Origin of the sequence: Paracoccus sp. TRP (genome assembly GCF_000185925.1) — a bacterium.
Lineage (GTDB): Bacteria > Pseudomonadota > Alphaproteobacteria > Rhodobacterales > Rhodobacteraceae > Paracoccus > Paracoccus kondratievae.
The window spans coordinates 114,006-130,508 of record NZ_AEPN01000001.1; the positions used below are offsets into that span (position 1 = coordinate 114,006).

The 16,503-nt window shown below is 63.2% G+C and carries 16 protein-coding genes; 11 read left to right on the forward strand and 5 right to left on the reverse strand.

The window, feature by feature from the left end:
* Positions 1-262: 262 nt before the first annotated feature.
* The 4 genes from rpsO to PARACOCCUSGL_RS0100525 all read right to left on the reverse strand — a co-directional run bounded on the left by rpsO (position 263) and on the right by PARACOCCUSGL_RS0100525 (position 3,476).
* Complete coding sequence (rpsO, locus tag PARACOCCUSGL_RS0100510; RefSeq protein ID WP_010391962.1) at positions 263-532, reverse strand: 30S ribosomal protein S15; 270 nt, start codon at positions 530-532, stop codon at positions 263-265.
* Between the two features lie 151 nt (positions 533-683).
* Positions 684-1,601 carry a calcium-binding protein gene (locus PARACOCCUSGL_RS22300; RefSeq protein ID WP_304412093.1) on the reverse strand — a complete coding sequence of 306 codons (918 nt, stop codon included), beginning with the start codon at positions 1,599-1,601 and terminating at the stop codon, positions 684-686.
* A gap of 147 nt (positions 1,602-1,748) precedes the next feature.
* A complete protein-coding gene (locus PARACOCCUSGL_RS0100520) occupies positions 1,749-2,402 on the reverse strand; it encodes a YggS family pyridoxal phosphate-dependent enzyme (protein ID WP_010391964.1) in 654 nt (217 codons plus the stop codon).
* A gap of 69 nt (positions 2,403-2,471) precedes the next feature.
* Positions 2,472-3,476 carry a porin gene (locus tag PARACOCCUSGL_RS0100525; RefSeq protein ID WP_010391965.1) on the reverse strand — a complete coding sequence of 335 codons (1,005 nt, stop codon included), beginning with the start codon at positions 3,474-3,476 and terminating at the stop codon, positions 2,472-2,474.
* Positions 3,477-3,798: 322 nt separating this feature from the next.
* Here PARACOCCUSGL_RS0100525 and PARACOCCUSGL_RS0100530 point away from each other — a divergent pair, with 322 nt between their 5' ends.
* The 5 genes from PARACOCCUSGL_RS0100530 to PARACOCCUSGL_RS0100550 all read left to right on the forward strand — a co-directional run bounded on the left by PARACOCCUSGL_RS0100530 (position 3,799) and on the right by PARACOCCUSGL_RS0100550 (position 9,606).
* The gene (locus PARACOCCUSGL_RS0100530) at positions 3,799-4,260 is read left to right on the forward strand and encodes a DUF3576 domain-containing protein (RefSeq protein WP_010391967.1); all 462 of its coding nucleotides are present in this window, start codon (positions 3,799-3,801) and stop codon (positions 4,258-4,260) included.
* Between the two features lie 76 nt (positions 4,261-4,336).
* A complete protein-coding gene (gene leuS, locus PARACOCCUSGL_RS0100535; RefSeq protein WP_010391969.1) occupies positions 4,337-6,871 on the forward strand; it encodes a leucine--tRNA ligase in 2,535 nt (844 codons plus the stop codon).
* Positions 6,858-7,343: an LPS assembly lipoprotein LptE gene (gene lptE, locus PARACOCCUSGL_RS0100540; RefSeq protein ID WP_010391970.1), complete on the forward strand. Its 486-nt coding sequence runs from the start codon at positions 6,858-6,860 to the stop codon at positions 7,341-7,343. Before leuS ends, lptE begins: the two co-directional genes overlap by 14 nt.
* Positions 7,340-8,368 carry a DNA polymerase III subunit delta gene (holA, locus tag PARACOCCUSGL_RS0100545; protein ID WP_010391971.1) on the forward strand — a complete coding sequence of 343 codons (1,029 nt, stop codon included), beginning with the start codon at positions 7,340-7,342 and terminating at the stop codon, positions 8,366-8,368. The genes lptE and holA overlap by 4 nt, the downstream gene beginning before the upstream one ends.
* Entirely contained in the window at positions 8,341-9,606 is a 1,266-nt protein-coding gene (locus PARACOCCUSGL_RS0100550) for a TIGR03862 family flavoprotein (RefSeq protein WP_010391972.1), read from the forward strand. The genes holA and PARACOCCUSGL_RS0100550 overlap by 28 nt, the downstream gene beginning before the upstream one ends.
* Here PARACOCCUSGL_RS0100550 and PARACOCCUSGL_RS0100555 read toward each other — a convergent pair.
* Entirely contained in the window at positions 9,582-10,169 is a 588-nt protein-coding gene (locus tag PARACOCCUSGL_RS0100555; protein ID WP_010391973.1) for a glutathione S-transferase family protein, read from the reverse strand. The genes PARACOCCUSGL_RS0100550 and PARACOCCUSGL_RS0100555 overlap by 25 nt on opposite strands.
* Positions 10,170-10,290: 121 nt before the next feature.
* Here PARACOCCUSGL_RS0100555 and PARACOCCUSGL_RS0100560 point away from each other — a divergent pair, with 121 nt between their 5' ends.
* The 6 genes from PARACOCCUSGL_RS0100560 (at position 10,291) to PARACOCCUSGL_RS0100585 (ending at position 16,445) form a co-directional block, all read left to right on the forward strand.
* A complete protein-coding gene (locus PARACOCCUSGL_RS0100560) occupies positions 10,291-11,535 on the forward strand; it encodes an MFS transporter (protein ID WP_010391974.1) in 1,245 nt (414 codons plus the stop codon).
* A 96-nt stretch (positions 11,536-11,631) separates the two neighbouring features.
* Positions 11,632-12,408, forward strand: coding sequence for a 5'-nucleotidase, lipoprotein e(P4) family (locus tag PARACOCCUSGL_RS0100565; RefSeq protein ID WP_010391977.1), 777 nt, complete (start codon positions 11,632-11,634; stop codon positions 12,406-12,408).
* Between the two features lie 69 nt (positions 12,409-12,477).
* On the forward strand, positions 12,478-13,671 hold the full coding sequence (locus tag PARACOCCUSGL_RS0100570; protein ID WP_010391979.1) for an MFS transporter: 1,194 nt from the start codon (positions 12,478-12,480) through the stop codon (positions 13,669-13,671).
* Positions 13,664-14,710 (forward strand): glycosyltransferase family 4 protein, encoded by a 1,047-nt coding sequence (locus PARACOCCUSGL_RS0100575; protein WP_010391981.1) that lies wholly within the window; start codon positions 13,664-13,666, stop codon positions 14,708-14,710. Before PARACOCCUSGL_RS0100570 ends, PARACOCCUSGL_RS0100575 begins: the two co-directional genes overlap by 8 nt.
* Entirely contained in the window at positions 14,707-15,321 is a 615-nt protein-coding gene (locus tag PARACOCCUSGL_RS0100580) for a glycosyltransferase family 29 protein (RefSeq protein WP_010391983.1), read from the forward strand. Before PARACOCCUSGL_RS0100575 ends, PARACOCCUSGL_RS0100580 begins: the two co-directional genes overlap by 4 nt.
* 101 nt (positions 15,322-15,422) lie before the next feature.
* Entirely contained in the window at positions 15,423-16,445 is a 1,023-nt protein-coding gene (locus PARACOCCUSGL_RS0100585) for an aspartate-semialdehyde dehydrogenase (protein ID WP_010391985.1), read from the forward strand.
* Positions 16,446-16,503: the final 58 nt, after the last annotated feature.

Sequence of the window (16,503 nt, forward strand, 5' to 3'; positions counted from 1 at the left end):
CCTCCGGTCGCGTCCCGTGTCAAATGGCGGCCCCATTGCCGCCGCCCCTATCCTTTGCATGTGCCCCGGGGCCTGGCGTCACGTCACAGATGGAGTTGCCCCATACAGGAAAACAGGGTGCATGGGAAGTGGTTTGCCAGCGCCCTGCCCCTTCAGGCCAGCAGCGTAACGGGCAAATCCGTGGCCGGAAAATGCAAACGCCCGCGGCCTTGGCCACGGGCGCAACGCTTGGCGGCGCAGCTTGCGCCACCCTGTTCCTGCCTTAGCGGCGCAGGCCCAGCTTGCCGATCAGCGCGGTGTAGCGGGCTTCGTCCTTGCGCTTCAGATAGTCCAGCAGCTTACGACGCTGCGCGACCAGCTTCAGCAGACCACGGCGGGAGTGGTTGTCTTTCTTGTGGGTCTTGAAGTGCTCGGTCAGAGTAGCAATGCGCGAGGACAGGATCGCAACCTGCACCTCGGGCGAGCCGGTGTCGCCTTTCTTGGTGGCGAATTCGGCCATGACGCGGTTCTTTTCTTCAACCGTAATCGACATCGGGGGCTCCTTTCAGAACAAAGGGTTATGGCTCAGGCCGGGATGTCGTCCAGCACAGGCCCATGGAGAACACCGCCAGAATCGTTCAGGCGGATGCGGGCGTATAGGCGGAATCGGTGCAAAAGGAAAGCGGATTCCTTGGCCAGCACGGTTACTTCTGCGGTTTGATCTGGTTCAAAAGGATATCTTCTGCGCGCAGGTTCGGGGCGTTCTGAACCTCGCAGATAATCACCCCGTCCACGCGGATCACCGCTGCGTCGTTTTCGTCCCGCTCAACCGTCACGACAGGTTCGGTGCCGCTGCCATCATCCTGATAGCGCAGCTCAATCCGGTCCTCACGTGGGTTGAAATCGGCAATAACGGCCGGAGGCGCGTCCAAGTCAGCCCGGTCGCCAGGCATTTCGAGAGCGAACAGATCCTCGCCCTCGCCCCCCTCGGCGAAATCGCCCGCGCCGGGCAACAGCGTATCGCGACCCTCACCGCCATGCAGCCAGGCGCGATCCGGATCGGCCGAACCGATCAGCAGATCATCGCCCTCACCTCCGTCCAGATCATCCTCGCCCCGCCCGGCGATCAGGGTGTCATTGCCGATCCCGCCCCACAGCCAATCATCGCCGTCACCAGCGGTAAGCAGGTCATCGCCCTCACCGCCAAAGATCGTATCGTTACCACCGCCACCGTGCAGAGTGTCATTGCCGCCCTGACCGGTGAGGTAATCGTTGCCCTCGCCCCCGCCGATCAGATCGTCGCCACCCGGACCATAATCGCCGTCGCCATAGATCCAGTCATCGCCGTCGCCGCCCAACAGGGTATCATTCCCCTGCCCGCCATGCAGATCGTCGTTGCCGCCATGACCGCGCAGCAGGTCATCACCCTCGCCGCCGGCCAGCCAGTCCGAACCTTCGGTGCCATCCTGAACGGAACTTTCAGCCCCATTACCCTCATCACCGTCAGGCGGGCTGCCCGAACCGTCCGGCTCATCATCAGTCGTCGGGTTCCGGGTCGTCGAGGTCACGTCAATGGCAAGACCAGCGAACAGCATAGTGAGCAGACTGCTGAGCAATAACATGACAACACCCGAAAGAATCACACAACCTTTACGAGCAACCTAGCGCGGCACCGCTGGGCTCGCATCCTCAATGTCAACAATGAGTTAACAAAGCAGATGCTCCTCACGGCTGCACCGAGGATTCAGTAAAAGGGTGATCTGAACGGGTCAGCTATAATCGCGAGCGCCAAAGATTGCGCTGCCGACGCGGACATGGGTTGCGCCTTCGGCAATGGCGGTTTCGAAATCGGCGCTCATGCCCATCGACAGGCCGCGCAGACCATTACGGGCGGCGATGTCACGCAAAGCGCGGAAATGCGGCACCGGATCTTCGCTCTCGGGCGGGATGCACATCAACCCCGACAAAACCAGCTCCATGGCCTGACACTCGGCGATGAAGGCATCGGCATCATCCGGCAGAATACCCGCCTTTTGCGGCTCGGCACCGGTGTTCACCTGAACGAAAAGCTGCGGACAACTGCCGCGTGCCTGCACTTGCCGGGCCAGTTTACTTGCCAAAGACGGACGGTCCAGCGTGTGGATCGCGTCAAAAAGCTCAAGCGCAGGTTTCAACTTGTTGGTCTGTAAGGGGCCGATCATGTGCAGCTCGACCCCGGAAAAGCGCGTGCGCCAATCGGGCCATTTTCCGACCGCTTCCTGGACGTAGTTCTCGCCAAAGATGCGGTGGCCGGTTTCCAATACCGCCTCAACCCGCCCAGGGGGCTGCACTTTGCTGACCGCAATCAGAGTGACCTCTCCTGCTGCGCGTCCCGATGCCTTTTCGGCCGCCGCGATGCGGCGCTTGATCTCTTCCAGTCCCATGAGTGCATGATTCCCAAAAGAAAAGAGCGGGCGCAAGGCCCGCTCTTCCTGATTCCAGGTTCTGACGGATCAGAACTTGAACTTCACGCCGACGTCAGCGTAGGTGTCGTCGTCTACACCAGCAACGTCGGAGTCGACGTTGATGATGCCGCCGGCCAGAACGGCGCCGCCGCCCAGGTCGTAGTCAGCGCCGATACCGATAGCGCGCGGTTTGATGTCGCTGGCGCCATACACGTCAACTTTGTCCTGACGGAAGAAGCCCTTCACGGTCAGAGCGTCAGCTTGGTAAGCAGCCGACAGACCGATGGTCGAGTCGAACTCAGCGCCGGTGCCGACGAACACGTCGTCGTATTTGACGAAGACGCCTTTCACCGAGAAATTATTGAATTTGGCTTCACCGCCGAGCGAGATTTCGCTCATGTCGTCGTGCTTGGCATAGCCCAGAGCGGCCCACCAGTTGCCGGCGTCGTATTTAGCGGCCAGCGAGTAGGCAACGTGATCCGACAGAGCGTCGGAGTCGGGGCTGCCGGTGATGGGGTTGTAGCTGTTAGCGCCGGTGGTCACGTCGTAGACGCTGGTGTCAACACCATCGGTAGCCGAAGCGTAGAACGAGATCTGGTTGACGGTGTATTCATACAGGATCGTCGGGCCCTGATCGCGGTTGGCACCGTCGCCGACCAGGTAGCTGATCTCTTCCGGATCGCCAGCAACGGCGCCGTCGGTGTAGCCGATCTCATACAGGTCGCCGATCGCGGCTTCCGAAGCCGAAACGACGTCGCCCATCGACAGTTTGCCGTAGGTGCCCGAAATCCAGACAGCGCCACGCTCACCGCGGGCAGCCGAACGGTACGAGTTGTTCCAGTCTTCCTGGTCAACGCGGAATTCACCGCCGAAGGACAGACCAGCGTCCGATTCGCCGGTCAGCGTGAACTTCACGCGGGCGCGGCTGGCGAACTGGACATCGTCACCGTCATAGATCACACCCATGCGGCCGTCGCCCGAGATGGCGACTTCGGCAGCGGCAACACCGGCGGTCATAACCAGCGCGGTGGTGGCGAAAAGAACCTTTTTCATGGTTTTCCCTCTTGTCTCTCTCGTATGCCCCACCCCGGAGTACCGGCTGGGGTATGCCTGTTGTGTCGCGCTTTCCCCCCCGCATTGCAACGAAATCGCATCCACTTAGCCAGTTTCCGGGATGCTGTGATGCACATGAGCCACACCCCATTGCAACGCCCCGGTGCCGGTTTTGCCCCGCCGCGGAGCCATGCGCCCCCTGTCCCGCGCGCGTACTATATTCACCACGGCCAGCCGGATTGCGCAGGCAGGCGCGGCATCTCTTGTCGCAAGGGGCAAAATTGCGCTATGGCTCCGGCAAGGACGATCCGGGGGACTTCAGATGACCAGACGCGCCGTACGGCTGACCGCCACCCTGCTGATCCTGGCGGGGCTTGCCGCCTGTTCGGGCACAGGACGTCAGGGCCAGTCCCAGACCACGCAGCCGCAACAGCGCGAATCCACGATCTGGGACGTCTTTTCGAATCGCCGCGACCCGAACGATACGGTGGCCGTCAACCGCTATCTCTGGAACGCCAGTCTGGAGGTTCTGGACTTTCTGCCGATCCAGTCGGTCGACCCCTTTACCGGCGTGATCGTCACCGGCTACGGCACGCCTCCGGGCGGTGGCCGCGCCTATCGCGCCACAATCAAGGTCAGCGATCCTTCGCTTGATGCGCGTGCGCTTAAGGTTTCGCTGCAGGGTTCGGGCGGCGCAGCGGTGGCGCCGGACACGGTCCGCGCGGTCGAAGACGCGATTCTGACCCGCGCCCGTCAGCTGCGGCTGCAGGACCGTAATCTCTAAGCAGCACCGACCCCGCTGGACCTGCATCGGGCAAGCGGCTAATACCCTGCGGGCAGTCTGACGCCCGGAGGTTTCCATGCCCTATGATCCCGCAATCAGCGAGCCGCGCTGGCAAAAAGCGTGGGAAGAGGCGAGCGCGTTCCGCGCCGTCCGGGACGAACGGCCCAAATATTACGTGCTCGAGATGTTCCCCTATCCTTCGGGGCGCATCCATATGGGCCATGTGCGCAACTATACCATGGGCGACGTTGTGGCCCGGTTCAAACGCGCGCAGGGCTTTTCCGTGCTGCACCCGATGGGCTGGGATGCTTTTGGCATGCCGGCCGAAAACGCCGCGATGGAACAGGGCGGCCATCCGCGCGACTGGACCTACGGCAATATCGCCACCATGCGGGGGCAGCTGAAACCGCTGGGCCTGTCAATCGACTGGAGCCGCGAATTTGCCACCTGCGACGACGATTACGTCAAGCAGCAGCAGTCGCTGTTTCTGGATTTCCTTGAGGCGGGGCTGATCTATCGCAAATCGGCCATGGTCAACTGGGACCCGGTCGATATGACCGTGCTTGCCAACGAACAGGTGATCGACGGCAAGGGCTGGCGGTCGGGCGCCCCGGTCGAGCGGCGCGAGCTGACGCAATGGTTCTTCCGCATCTCGGACTATTCCGAAGAGCTGCTTGCGGCGCTGGACGGGCTGGAGGGCTGGCCCGAGAAGGTCCGGCTGATGCAGCAGAACTGGATCGGCAAGTCGCGGGGCCTGCAATTCCGGTTCGAAACCGTGAACGCCCCCGAAGGTTTTGAAAAGATTGAGGTCTATACCACCCGCCCGGACACGCTGCGCGGGGCGTCCTTTGTCGCGATCTCGCCCGATCATCCCTTGGCGCGCACGCTTGAGGCCGACCCTCGCATTGCCGCCTTTGCCGCCGAGGCGCGCAAGCTCGGCACCAGCGAGGAAGCTCTTGAAAAGGCAGAAAAGCTGGGCTTTGACACCGGGCTCAGGGTTCGTCATCCGCTTGATCCCGGCTGGGAACTGCCGGTCTGGATCGCGAATTTCGTGCTGATGGACTATGGCACCGGCGCCATCTTTGGTTCGCCCGCCCATGATGAGCGCGACCATGAATTCGCGGTGAAATACGGGTTGCCGATCCGCGCCACCTTTGGCCCGCGCGGCACGACGCTGGACGAGGCCGACGCGCTGGTCGCCAAAGAACCCTATGTGCCGCTGAAATCCGAAGTCGTGACCTATGTGCGCGGCTTTGCCGGAGAGGCCGAACAGACCGGAGAGGCCGCGGTGGATGCCGCCATCGCCCATGCCGAGGCGAATGGCTATGGCGAAGGCGTGACCAAATACCGGCTGCGCGACTGGGGCATCTCGCGCCAGCGCTATTGGGGCTGCCCGATCCCTGTGGTCCATTGTGACAGCTGCGGTGTGGTGCCTGAAAAGAAAGACAACCTGCCGGTTCTGCTGCCGCAGGATGTCAGCTTTGACCAGCCCGGCAACCCTCTGGATCGCCATCCGAACTGGCGTCAGGTGACCTGTCCGAATTGCGGTGCCGCCGCGCGGCGCGAAACCGACACCATGGACACCTTTGTCGATTCGTCCTGGTATTATGCGCGTTTTACCGCGCCCCATGCCGCGACCCCGACCGATCGGGCCGAATCTGACTACTGGATGAATGTCGACCAATATATCGGCGGCATCGAACATGCGATTCTGCATCTGCTTTATTCGCGCTTTTTTGCCCGGGCGATGGTCAGGACCGGCCACCTGCCCGAAGCCGCGAAAGAGCCTTTCGATGCGCTCTTTACCCAGGGCATGGTCACGCATGAGATCTACATGACCCGGGATGGACGCGGTCGCCCGGTCTATCACCTGCCCGAAGATGTCGTCGACGGAAAGCTGAGCGATGGCACAGCGGTTGAGGTGATTCCCTCGGCCAAAATGTCGAAATCCAAGAAAAACGTCGTTGATCCGGTCAATATCGTCGGAAGCTTTGGTGCGGATACCGCGCGTTGGTTCATGCTTTCGGACAGCCCGCCCGAACGTGACGTCGAATGGACCGCCGCCGGGGCCGAGGCCGCGAACCGCTTTCTTGGCCGGGTGTGGCGGCTTGCCGACGAGATCCCCGAAGGGGGCGAAGACCCCGATCTGATCCGCGCCGCACACCGAGCCATTGATGAGGTGACGCGCGCCATCGAAAGCTTTGCCTTCAACAAGGCTGTGGCCAAGATTTACGAACTGGCGAACACGACCGCGAAATCAAAGGCAGGCGGCGATTCGCGGCGCGAAGTGCTGCGCATCCTTGCCCAGCTGATGGCCCCGATGGTGCCGCATCTGGCCGAAGAAGTCTGGTCCAGGGCCGGCGGACAGGGCATGGTTGTCGATGCCCCCTGGCCCAAGGCGGACCCGGCGTTGCTGATTTCGGATTCGGTCGTGCTGCCGATCCAGATCAACGGCAAGCGCCGTGCCGAGATCGAGGTGCCCAAAGACATGCCCAAGGAACAGATCGAATCGCTCGTTCTGGCCGATGAGACGGTGCAGAAATTCATGGCCGGCTCTGCGCCCAAGAAGCTGATCGTCGTGCCGGGGCGGATCGTCAATGTCGTGGTCTAGACGAACGGCGATCCTTGGCGCGCTGGCGCTGGCGGCCTGCGGCTTTTCCCCGGTCTACGGACCGGGGGGCACGGGCGGCAAGCTTTTTGGCCAGGTCCGCACCGCCGATCCGCGTACCCCGGACGATTTTGCCTTTGCAGGCCGGATTGCCGAGCAGCTGGGGCCGGAAAAAGACGCGCGCTTCCTGCTGGAATACCGGCTGCGCATCGCTGTTGTTCCGCAGGCGATCACCCGGGATGAGGTGACGACGCGCTACGCCCTGAACGGCACCGCCGATTTCGTGCTGACCGAGGCAAGCTCAGCCCGCGAGGTGACGCGCGGACAGGTGAGCAGCTTTACCTCATATTCGACCACGGGGACCACCATCGCCACCATGGCGGCCGAACAGGACGCGCATGACCGGCTGGCCCGTATGCTGGCCGATCAGGTGGTGACGCGGCTGCTGGCCGTTCAGCCAGACGCGGTGCCATGATCCTCAAGGGCGCCGAGATCGGACATTATCTGGCGCGGCCCGATCCGACCCGCCCGGCACTGCTGATCCATGGCCAGGACGCGATGCGGGTGGCACTGAAACGGGCCGAGGCCACCAAGGCTCTGGTCGGTGAGGGTGCCGAGGAAGAGATGCGGCTGACCCGCATCCCGGGCGGTGACCTGCGCCGCGACCCCGCAACCCTGCTTGATGCCGTCAAGGCGGTCGGTTTTTTTCCCGGTCAGCGCGTGGTGCTGGTCGATGACGCAACGGATGCTGCTGCCCCCGCCATCGCCGCGGCAATCTCGGAATGGAGGTCGGGCGATGCCGTGATCGTTGTCGCGGCCGGGGCGCTGAACAAATCCTCGGCGCTGCGCAAGCTTTTCGAGCCCCATCCTGCCGCTGTCACCGCCCCGATCTATGACGACCCGCCTGGTGAGGATGAGGTCGGGCGCTGGTTGCGCGATGCCGGGTTGCGGGAAATCCCGCGCGAATCGATGCGCGATCTGATGGCGCTGGCGCGCGCGCTTGATCCCGGCGATTTCCGCCAGACGGTGGAAAAGATCGGCCTTTACAAACATGGTGACCCCGAACCGCTAAGCCCGGCCGAGATCGCAGCCCTTGCACCTGCGACCATCGAGGCCGAGGTCGACGACCTGATTGATTGCGTGGCCGAGGGCAGGGCGCGCGAATTCGGAAAGCTGATGCGACGCATCGAGGGACAAGGCATTGCCCCGGTGACGCTGTGCATCGCGGCGCTGCGGCATTTCAGGGCGCTGCATACCGCCGCCTCGGACCCCGGCGGACCGGGGGCAGGGTTGGCACGGCTGCGCCCTCCGGTCTTTGGGCCACGCCGTGACCGGATGATCCGGCAGGCCCAGGATTGGGGGATGCGCGCGCTGGAAGATGCGATCCATCAGCTGATCGAGACCGATCTGGTGCTGCGCTCATCCTCTCGCGCTCCGGCTATGGCGCTGATGGAGCGGATGCTGCTGCGGTTATGCATGATGCCGCGGGGGGTGCGGTGACAAATCCGCAAGACGTCGGGGCACTTGTGATCGGCGCGGGGCCTGCCGGGTTGATGGCGGCCGAGGTTCTGGCCGGACAGGGTGCGCAGGTGGTGGTGGCCGAGGCCATGCCGACCCCGGCGCGCAAGCTCCTGATGGCCGGAAAATCTGGGCTGAACCTGACTAAGGATGAGCCTTGGGAGCTGTTCATGACGCGGTACGGGGGGGGGGGGCCCCCCCCCCCCCCCCCCGGGGGGGGGGGGGGGGGCGCGCGTCCCCCGGGATATTTGATCACAGAAGAATTCGGGCCGCAGGAGGTCATCAGCTGGGCGCGCGGGTTGGGAATCGAGCTGTTTTCCGGCTCAACCGGGCGTGTTTTTCCGGTCGGGATGAAGGCGTCGCCGCTGCTTCGGTCCTGGCTGGCGCGATTAGCGGGGCAGGGCGTCGATTTGCGTACCCGCTGGCGCTGGAACGGCTTTGACGGAGTGTTCTGGCGGTTTGAAGTACCGGAGGGTACAGCCTTGCTGCGTCCCCGCACCGTGGTGCTGGCACTGGGAGGGGCGAGTTGGCCCCGGCTTGGTTCGGACGCGGCATGGGTGCCTTGGCTTGTCGGGCGCGGCGTTGAGGTCGTGCCCTTCCAGCCTGCGAATATGGGTTTTCGCGTCTCGTGGTCAGCGCAGATGGCGCGGCATTTTGGGCAGGCGGTCAAGGGTGTCGCCCTATGGGCCGGAGAGCATGTCAGCCGGGGCGAATGGGTCGTCACTGCCGAGGGGATTGAGGGCGGGGGCGTTTATGAGGTCTCGGCTGCCATTCGCGACGGCGCCCGGGTCCACGTCGATCTGGCGCCGGATCTGGGCGTTGATGAGCTGGCGCGGCGGTTTGCACGCGCACCGTCCAGACTGTCGATCGGCAACCGATTGCGCCGGGGGCTGGGCGATCCGGTTCGCGCTGCGCTGCTGATGGAATGGGGCAGGCCGCTGCCTTTGGCGAACGATGAGTTGGCCCGTCGCGCCAAAGCGCTGGTGCTGTCGCATGAGGGGCCGATGGGTATTGCGCGCGCGATCTCTTCTGCAGGAGGGATTGCCGCCGAGAGCGTGGCTGAGACTCTGGAGTTGAAGGCGATGCCCGGGGTCTTTGTCGCGGGCGAGATGCTGGATTGGGAGGCTCCGACCGGGGGCTATCTGCTGACCGGCTGTCTTGCCACCGGGCGCCGGGCTGGCCGGGGTGCCGCCGCTTATCTCGCCGCGGCACGGAGATAGGCGGGCCGGGCGCGCATCATCTCAAGATAACCCGTCAGCCGGTGTTCGATGATCGGAAACCGTGCGGTCAGGGCCCAGGTCAGACAATGCGCCAGAATGATGTCGGGCACCGTCATGCGGTCGCCCATCAGGAAACCTTCGTCGGCCATGCGATGGACAAGGGTACGCTGGCTGCGCTCAAACTCCCAGCGCAGGGTATTCTTGATCGCGGCAAGGCGCATTTCCTCGGGAAGGATGAAACTGTGGCGCGCGGCAAGCCATAAGGCGGCGTCGAATTCGTCCAGCACGAATTGCATCAGGCTGTCCTGGCGCGCGCGCTCAAGCGTGCCTGCGGGATGGGTCAGCGCGCCATGCTTGTCGGCCAGATAGGTCAGGATCGCGGTCGAATCAGTGATGGGCGTGCCGTCCACCACCAGCACCGGCACCTTGCCTGCGGGGTTGAAGGGTGTGACCCCTTCGGAATGCGGATTGACGGCGACATGCTCATAGGGACGCCCAAGCTCTTCGAGCATCCAGAGCACGCGCAGGGCGCGGCTCTTGCCAGTTCCGATTACCTGATACATCTGGCTCCTCGCATTGCCTTATGATCCAAGGCTAGACCGACGGGACGATTCCCACAATCAGCGCCATTGACGCGGCCGCCATCGAGGCGCAGGAATTGCGGGCTGCGAGAGGGAGATCTTCATGAACAGGACACTGCGCGCCCCGCTGTTCAATGCGGTGCTGATCGGCGGATCGTTTATCCTGCTGATCAACTTTGCCTTGCGTGCCAGCTTTGGCGTGTTCCAGATCCCCGTCGCGCAGGAATTCGGCTGGCCGCGCGCCGAGTTCAGCCTGGCCATCGCCATCCAGAACCTGGCCTGGGGGATCGGTCAGCCGATCTTTGGCGCGCTGGCCGAACGCTGGGGCGACCGCTGGTCGGTGATCATCGGCGCATTCCTGTACTCTGCCGGGTTGATCCTGACAGCCTATGCGACCGACCCACTGACCGTGCAGCTGTTAGAGGTCATGGTCGGCTTTGGCATCGCCGGCACCGGCTTTGGCGTGATCCTTGCCGTGATCGGGCGGGCCGCCAGCGACGAAAACCGCAGCCTGGCGCTGGGGATCGCCACTGCCGCCGGCTCGGCCGGGCAGGTTTTTGGCGCGCCGCTCGCCGAGATGCTGCTGATGCATTACCCGTGGCAAAGCGTGTTCATCATCTTTGGGCTGATCGTGCTGGCCTGTCTGTTTTTCCTGCCCATGCTGAGCAGTGGCAAGCCCGCCAGCCGCAGCGAGCTTGAGGAAAGCATGGGTTCGGTGCTGAAACGCGCCTTTACCGACCCGTCTTATCTGATGATCTTTGCCGGCTTCTTTTCCTGCGGCTATCAGTTGGCCTTTATCACCGCGCATTTCCCCGCCATGGTGACCGAGATGTGCGGACCGATCAGCCCCCTTGGAACATTGGCAAGCATCGGGATCACCACCACTTCGACACTTGGTGCGGCAGCTATCTCGTTGATCGGGCTTGCAAATATCGCCGGATCAATCTTTGCAGGCTGGTTGGGCAAGCGCTATACCAAGAAATACCTGCTGGCCGGAATCTATACGCTGCGCACCATTGCCGCCGCTGCCTTTATCCTGCTGCCGATCACGCCGACCAGCGTCATCATCTTTTCGCTGGTCATGGGCGGGCTGTGGCTTGCGACCGTACCGCTGACCTCGGGGCTGGTCGCCTATATCTACGGGCTGCGCTACATGGGCACGCTTTACGGCTTTGTCTTTCTTAGCCACCAGCTTGGTTCGTTCCTTGGCGTGTGGCTGGGCGGCAAGATGTACGACATCTACGGCGATTATACGATCGTCTGGTGGGTAGGGGTCGGCGTCGGAGCCTTCAGCGCGCTGATCCACCTGCCCGTGCGCGAGGCCCCCTCACGGTTGGCCACTACCTGAACCAGGCGGTTTTTTGTTTGACTGGTCAATCAATGAAATCTAGCTTTTGCGGTCAGGCGCAGACAGAAGCGCCACCGCGAAACAGGGAGAGTTTTCATGTCCATTGACCGCCTTGCCCGCCGTCTGGCGGCAGGCCTGACCGCAACGGCGCTGCTTGTTCCGGCTGCTTTGGCGCAGGACGCCGGGGAAATGCCGCAATGCCAGGTGCGCGAATTTGCCATGGGTCTGCGTTATCAGCAGCAATCGGCCGAGGTGCAGGCGCTGCAATTGCAGGCTTTTGCGCTGGCGACCGAACGGCTGGATGCCGCCGTTGCCAAGGCCGAAGACCCGTCAAAGCTGGCTGTTGTCACTGACCTCGATGAAACCGTGATCGACAACAGCGCGCTGCTGGTCCGTGACATGCAGGAATGCCACCAATACGACACCTGGGACACCTGGGGTTTCTGGGAACGTGAGGGCAAACCCACCCTGATCCCCGGCGCCAAAGAGTTTCTGGATCATGCCGACAAGGCAGGGGTAGCGATCTACTACATCTCGGACCGTTTCGGCGAGAACAAACCCTCGACCATCGCCACGCTGAACGAACTTGGGCTGCCGCAGGTTTCGGACGATCAGGTGCTGCTGTACGGCACCACCAAGGTCGAGCGGCGCGGCGTCGTGTCAAAGGATCATCAGATCATCCTGCTGCTCGGCGATACGCTGCACGACTTTGACGGCGTATTTCATAAGGCTGACACCGCCACCAAACGGCAGAAGGTAGAAGAAAACCGCGCCCGTTTCGGCACCGACTGGATCGTGCTGCCAAACGCCACCTATGGCGAATGGAGCGAGGCACCTTTGACCGGCTGGGACGCCGTGCTCAAGACCGAATAACCGCCGAAAGGACCATTGCCTCTGGCCGGGGGATCGGCAAGTCTCGGCCCGTCTGGCCGGAGGGGGTTCATGCGTGCATTGATGTCGGCGGGGATCATCAGCCTGATCCTGGCCTATACACTTAGCCAGTTTTACCGCGCTTTCCTGGCGGTTCTGGCGCCGGTGCTACGCACCGAACTGGGGGCCGACCCCGAAGATCTGGCGATCTCATCTGGCATGTGGTTCCTGACTTTTGCCCTGATGCAGATCCCCATCGGCACGGCACTGGACCGGGTCGGGCCGCGCCGGACCGTAGCAGCTTTGCTGGCGCTTGGGGGCGCGGGCGGGGCAGCGGTCTTTGCGCTGGCGCAGGCGCCCTGGCATCTGCACGTAGCACTGGCCCTGATGGGGGTTGGCTGCGCGCCGGCACTGATGGGCAGCTATTACATCTTTGCGCGCACTTATCCGGCGGCAGTCTTTGGCACGCTGGCCGGGGCGACGGTGGGCTTTGGCTCGATGGGCAATATTCTGGGCACGGCCCCGTTGCTTTGGGCGATCGAGGCCATCGGCTGGCGCGAAACGCTGGCCCTGCTTGCGCTTGCCACACTTGCGGTGGCGGTGGCGATCCTTGCGCTGACCCGCGACCCCGAGCGGCTGCCCCCGACCGAGCGGCCCGGCTCTTTGGCCGAAATCCTGCGACTGCGGCCGCTGTGGTTCATCCTGCCGCTGTTTTCAGTGAACTATGCCGCCTCGGCCGCGATCCGCGGACTATGGGCGGGTCCCTATATGGCCGAGGTGCACGACGCATCGGACCAGCTTATCGGCCAGGCAACGCTGGCGATGGGTGTTGCCATGGTGGTCGGCAACTTTCTTGTCGGGCCGGCACTGCGGCTTGTCGGCTCGATCCGGCGTCTGGCGCTGATCTCGAACGGCGGCGGGGTGGCGGTCATGGCGGCGCTATGGCTCTTTCCCGCCGAAAGCGTCCCGCTGTCGGTCACGCTGCTGGCGCTCGTCGGGCTGTCGGGGGTCAGTTACAGCGTCCTCATGGCGCATGGCCGCGCCTTTTTACCACAACATCTGGTAGGGCGGGGCGTCACCTTCCTCAACATGTTCTCGATCGGAGGAACCGGACTTTTGCAATTCTCCTCGCGCCCGGTTTATCGCTGGGCCTCGGCGGGCGGGGATGCGGCGCATGCTTACTCGACCCTGTTCCTGTTTTTCCTGATTCCGCTTACGGTGGGGTTCCTTTTGTATTTCCTGACGCCCGAGACACCTGATGCCTGAAATTCCCGCCGACCGGATCAATGTGGTTGCCCCGAACCTGAAACGCCGCCTGTCGGGCGTGACGGCCACCGTGGTGCGGCTGATCCCGGTACAGGCACGCATGATCGGCATCGTCGCCACCGGCCCCGGTCTGCCACCCGATCTGCCACATATTCCACTGACCCGCGCCGCGCTGCTGCCCCGGGACCGCTGGCGGGTCTGGCACGCGCGGCGCAACACGGAAATGGCGCTGGGGCTGATCCTGCGGCATATGCTGCGGCGGCGTTACCGGCTGCTGTTCACCTCGGCCGCGCAACGCCGCCATACCGGCTTTACCCGCTGGCTGATCCGTCGTCAGGACGCGCTGATCGCCACCTCGCCGCAGGCTGCGAGCTATCTTGAACGTCCCGCCACGGTGATCCTGCACGGCGTGGACCTGTCGGTCTTTCATCCCGCCCCCGATCGCGCGGCGCTGCGGGCCGAGCTGGGCTTTGCACCTGATGACATCGTGATCGGTTGTTTTGGCCGCGTCCGTGCGCAAAAGGGCATTGATCTGCTGGTCGAGGCGGCGCTGCGACTGTTCCCCTCGCGACCGCGTGCGCGGCTGATCATGAGCGGACGTATCACCGCCGACAATCAGGCCTTTGCGGACGGGCTGAAGGCGAAAATCGAGGCCGCCGGCCTTTCAGACCGTATCCGCTTTCTCGGCGAAGTCCCGTGGGAGCAGGTGGTGCGCAACTACCAGGCCATCGACCTGTTCACCGCCCCGGCCCGGTGGGAAGGTTTTGGCCTGACCCCGCTTGAAGCCGCGGCCTGCGGCGTGCCGACCGTCGCCACCCGGGTCGGTGCCTATGAAACGCTGATCCGCGACGGAGAAACGGGCAGCCTTGTCGACCGCGAGGACCTTGATGCGCTGACCACAGCACTGGCGCACTGGCTGGACGACGATGCGGGCAGGCAGGCGGCGGGGCAGGCGGCGCGCGAGCATGTCCAGACCAATCACGCCATCGAGGGCGAGGCCCGCGCCATCACAGAGGTCTATCGCAGGCTGTTGTCGTGAACCGCCTGGGCTTTCTGATCGCCCGGACCTTGCGCAATGAGACGGCGCTGCAAAGCCTCTCGGTACCGCAAAGCGACCTGCTTGCGGCGCTAAAGGACAAACATGTCGCACTGGTCGGTAATGCGCGCGCATTGGCCCAGACCGGACACGGCAAGCGTATCGACAACGCCGACCTGGTTATCCGCATCAACCGCGCCCCGATGCCCGCCGCCGCAAGCCACGGCACCCGCACCGACTGGCTGGCGCTGGCGACACGGCTGCCCGATGCGGACCGTGACCGTATCGCGCCCGCGCGCATCCTGTGGATGTCGCCCAAGCGCAAGCGGCTGGACTGGCAAACCGCGATCAGCCCCGGCTTTTACCTGCATCCACTGGGCGATTATCAGGCACTAAGAGACCAACTTGGCGCACCGCCCACCACCGGAGCAATGATGATCGCGCTGATCACCTGGTCGCAAATGGCGCGGCTAGAGCTTTTCGGCTTTGATTTCTTTGCCTCTCTGTCGCTGTCTGGCCGGCGAACCGCCGAGCAGGTTCCCCATGATTTTTCACAGGAATCTGCCTGGGTTCAGGAGCTGATCTCATCAGATCGCCGAATTATTCGTCATTAGGACAGAATTTTGCCATTATATCGGTCTTTTTGACGAAATCTTGCTTTCCCTTTCCCGGGAAACACCCTATATCGCGTCGTCCTTTGTCATAGGAGACCCCAATGGGCTACAAGGTCGTTGTCGCCGGCGCCACGGGGAACGTGGGCCGTGAAATGCTGAACATCCTGGCCGAGCGCCAGTTCCCTGCCGATGAGGTCGTTGCTCTGGCTTCGCGCCGGAGCATTGGCACTGAGGTCAGCTATGGCGACAAGACCCTGAAGTGCAAGGACATCGAAGGGTTCGACTTTACCGGCTATGACATCGCGCTTTTTGCCATCGGCTCCGACGCGACCAAGACCTATGCGCCGATCGCCGCCTCGCAAGGCTGCGTGGTGATCGACAACTCGTCGCTGTATCGCTACGACCCCGAGATCCCGCTGGTCGTTCCCGAGGTGAACCCCGACGCGGTCGAGAACTATCGCAACAAGATGATCATCGCGAACCCCAACTGCTCGACCGCGCAGATGGTGGTGGCGCTGAAGCCGCTGCATGACCGCGCCCGTATCAAGCGCGTCGTCGTCTCGACCTATCAGTCGGTGTCGGGCGCCGGGAAAGAGGGTATGGACGAGCTGTGGAACCAGACCAAGGGCGTCTATGTCCCCGGTCAGGAAGTCGAGCCCAAGAAGTTCCAAAAGCAGATCGCCTTCAACGTGATCCCGCAAATCGACGTTTTCATGGATAGCGGCGACACCAAGGAAGAATGGAAAATGGTGGTCGAGACCAAAAAGATCATCGATCCGGCGATCAAGGTCACGGCAACCTGTGTGCGCGTGCCGGTCTTTGTCGGCCATTCGGAATCGGTGAACATCGAATTCGAAGAGTTCCTCGACGAAGACGAGGCCCGCGACATCCTGCGCGAGGCTCCGGGCCTGCTGGTCATCGACAAGCGCGAGCCGGGCGGCTACGCGACCCCGGTGGAATGCGTCGGCGATTTCGCCACCTTCGTCAGCCGCATCCGTCAGGACGTGACGGTTGAAAACGGCTTGAACATGTGGATCGTCAGCGACAACCTGCGCAAGGGTGCGGCGCTGAACGCGGTCCAGATCGCCGAGCTTCTGGGCAATCGCTGCCTCAGGAAGGGCTGATCGGATACGAAGATGTGACGGCGCTCCCGCAGGTTTCGTGGGGGCGCCCTCTTGCATT